This is a genomic window from Halanaerobium sp. (assembly GCF_003070835.1).
On the sequence record NZ_QBLR01000318.1, the window covers coordinates 1 to 3798 of the forward strand.

General features: G+C 34.3%; 2 protein-coding genes. Both read right to left on the reverse strand.

Features of this window, described 5'->3' with window-relative positions:
• Nucleotides 1-304: 304 nt before the first annotated feature.
• On the reverse strand, nt 305-1960 hold the full coding sequence (locus CI949_RS18215) for a Na+/H+ antiporter NhaC family protein (RefSeq protein ID WP_089655342.1): 1656 nt from the start codon (nt 1958-1960) through the stop codon (nt 305-307).
• Nucleotides 1961-2223: 263 nt separating this feature from the next.
• Nucleotides 2224-3738 carry a bifunctional UDP-sugar hydrolase/5'-nucleotidase gene (locus CI949_RS18220; protein WP_290769013.1) on the reverse strand — a complete coding sequence of 505 codons (1515 nt, stop codon included), beginning with the start codon at nt 3736-3738 and terminating at the stop codon, nt 2224-2226.
• Between the last annotated feature and the right edge of the window lie 60 nt (nt 3739-3798).

Consider the following 3798-nt stretch of genomic DNA (forward strand, 5'->3'; position numbering starts at 1 on the left):
AGTAATGTCAAAAAGTTGTTCAAAAGCGTAAAACTGGCGGGTATTTAGAAAGATACCTGTCTTATTTTCTTTTGTTTTAATATAATCTGTCAGTATATTATTTTTTAACTTTGAAATTAATATACCTGCCAATAATCTGTCTGTTTAAATTTTTAAAACACTGTCTTTTTGTGGTCAAACCATATTATGATTTTAGTCATTTCAAATAAAAGCCTCTGCTGCTTCATCTGAAGATACAGATACTGAAGCTAGCAGAGGACTAATTGAATTCTTTATTTATCTTATTTAACTCTACTTAAGTGATTTAAGAAGCCAAATTAGCAAATAGAAAGATACTAATCATATAGATTAGATAAAAGCTAACTGCAGCTACAGCAATTTTATTAAATAATTTTATCTTACTGTTAGAAGTACTTCCTGCTCTAATTTCATCTGCTGTCGGCATTATTTCCGGTAACTTCTTTCTTTTTGCATCCAATTTATTCAAAATAACTATCGAGGCAACTGTTAGTGCAAACGCAATAGTTAAAAGAATTACTACAGAATCGATTCCCAAAGCATATAAAACTAAAGTGAAAATTGTTACTCCAGCCGTTGTCAGAGCATAAGGAATCTGTGAAGTTACATGGTCTATATGATCAGACCCTGCAAAAATTGATGACATTACCGTAGTATCAGAAATTGGTGAAACATGATCACCAAAAATAGCACCACCAAATAAAATCCCCATTAATACAGGTACGATACTAAAACCCACTAGTTCATATCCTGTTGAAACAGCAATTGGTGTTAAAATTGCCATTGTACCCCAGGAAGTTCCGGTAGTAAATGAAATAAACATTGCTGCTAAAAAAATGATTATTGGTAAAGCTCTCCCCGGCAGACCAATATTCATTAAAATATTAACAACATATTCTGCTGTACCGACCTGATCTGTTGCATGACCAATTGTCCAGGCTAAAATAATAATTGCTGCTGCAATAATCATAGTTTTAAAACCATCAATTATGGCATCACTGGCTTCACTTAAAGACATAGTCTTATATGCTAAGGCACCAACTAAGGCAAAAAATACAAAGGCAAAAGAACCATAAAGTAAAGCTAAAGCAATATCCGTTTCCTGAAAAGCCTGAGCAATACTTACCCCAGTCTGGTAGCCTTCACCAAGCCACCACATGGAAAATACACTAACAAATAACAAAGATAAAATGGGTAAAAAGAAATTAATAAGTTTTGGATTCAAACTACTCTGTTCTCCTACATCAGTACTGATATCTGATAAGGCCTCTGCTCCATCCTTCATTAACTTACCTTCTTTACGTGAGCGCCATTCTGCATCCAGCATTGGTCCATAATATCTTTGAGTAATGGCAACAAAACCAACCGTAAAAAAAGCTAAAAGACAATAAAAATTCCAAGGTATTGATTTTAAAAACACCGCATAAGGAGTCATCCCAATCTGCTCTGCAGTGATTCCGGCCGCGGTAAAACCAACAGCAATCATAGATACCTGATAACCTATCCAATTAGAAACTGGGCCAAAGGTTGTCACAGGTGCTGTTGTAGAATCCAAAATATAAGAATGGGCTTCTCTAGATGTATTATTTTTCATGCTCACATCTCGAGTTGCATTACCAGTTACAATTGTACTGGTATAAGAATCAATAAATATAAACATCCCGATCATCCAGGTTAAAATTTGCGAATCTCTTGATGTCTTAACTGTATTTCCCATCCAATTTTCCAAAGCTAAAACACTACCAGACTTATAAATCAAAGCAGCTCCTGCTCCCATAAGCATTATTAAAATTAAAAACTTAGCATTCCAGGGATTATTAACTGTATTTACAATCCAGCGTAGAGATAATGAAGTTGCAGAAATCGGATTCCAGCTGCTGATAATCAGAGCTGCAGACCAAACTCCAGCAAATAAAGAAATAAGCACCTCCCTCGTATACATAGCAAGTATAATCGCTAAAATAGGTGGGATAATTGATAAAAATCCAACTGTTTCTCCACTAATAATAAAAACCTCCTTTTTTATTAAATTTAACTCTTTAAATAATTAAATTATAGCTTAATTTTATCGAATCTAGCAACTCTTGTAAAGGATAATCTTTATTAAGATTATTAATAGAAAAAACCCCCTACTTTTAAATAGGGAGTTTTTTTATTACAAAGTTATTTTTTTGAAATTCAAACTAATATTATAAATCTTAACTTTTACTCAGCTACTATTCTACCTTCAACTTCTGGAGCTACAGGAGCATTTGCTTCAATGTATTCCATTAATACTTCTTCCAGACCTCCAGCTTCACTAACTATTGGAGCATCTGCAAACATGGAATATCCATCTCCACCTGCCTTCATGAAATCATTTGTAGCTACAGTATACATTTTATTTGGATCTAATTCTTCACCTGCAACCCAAACTTTTTGAACTCTATTACCTGCTTCAGCATCACCATCAAAGGTAAATTTAATTCCTGAAACCTGTGGGAATAAGCCCTCAGTAGCAGGATATTCAGAAATGCCGTGTTCTAAACCTGCTCTTAAATCAGCACCACTAAGCTCCATCAGCATTGCTGTATTTCCAAATGGTAAAACAGTAATTACTTCACCCTGAGTTATTTCACCTTGATTAATAGAAGCTCTAATTCCACCACCATTGGTAATAGCTGCATCAGCATTGAACTTAGCCTTCATAGCATCAGTGATTAAGTTACCAAGATTAGTTTCACCTGTTCTGACATGTTCTCTTGCGCCATTTAATTCAACAGTAGTTCTACCTACTACCTGTGATGTAATAACCTCATTAGCTTTATTAACTCTATCTACAACTAATGAAATAATATAATCTTTTTCCACATTTGCAGTATCTTCCCTAGGAATCAAATTAGGAGTAATGGCTTCTACTTCACCATTTTCAACTGTCAAATCAACATAGCCTAAGAACTTAGAATATTCACCAGCCATAACTATCATGGTATCATTAACCTTCATGCCTTCTTCTAAGACATTGTGGCTGTGACCATCAACAATCAAATCAATTCCGGCTACCTCTTCTGCTACCATTTTACTGGTATATTCACTACCGTCACTAATTCCCAGATGAGATAAAGCCACAATAACATCAACTTTATTTTCTATTTCACTTACAACAGCTTCTGCAGTTGTAATAGGGTTTTCAAATACTAGACCTTCAACATTTTTAGGATGTGTTTTAAAAGTTGTTTCAGGGGTAGCTAAACCAAAAACACCTACCTTAACACCATCGTATTCTTTTATTATATAATCTTCAGTATAAGGAATTTCTTTTCCATCCTCTCTGCTCAAATTAGCAGCTAAGAACGGAAATCTACTCATTTCAGCCAACTCTTCCAATCTCTGCTGACCAAAGTTAAAATCATGGTTTCCTAAAGTTACAGCGTCAAGCTTCATTAAATCTAAAATATGACTAATAGATTCACCATCATTTATATTAGCAATAGTCTGACCATGGAAAGTATCACCAGCGTCTAAGAACATTACATTTTCTCGTTCTCTTCTGGCTTCCTTAATCAGTGTTGCCATCTTAGCATAACCCATGCTGCCAGCATAGTCATCTTCTTCTACTCTAGAATGAACATCATTTACATGGTAAATCCTTAAATTAACCTCTGCGTGGCTGGTAGAGATTATGGAAAAATTCGAATATCGAACTTTAATTCCTTCAACAGCTGTTATATCATTGTTCATTTGCTTCACCTCATACTCTATTATAAAGGAATCTTTAGTTTTATTAAACTACTATTTATC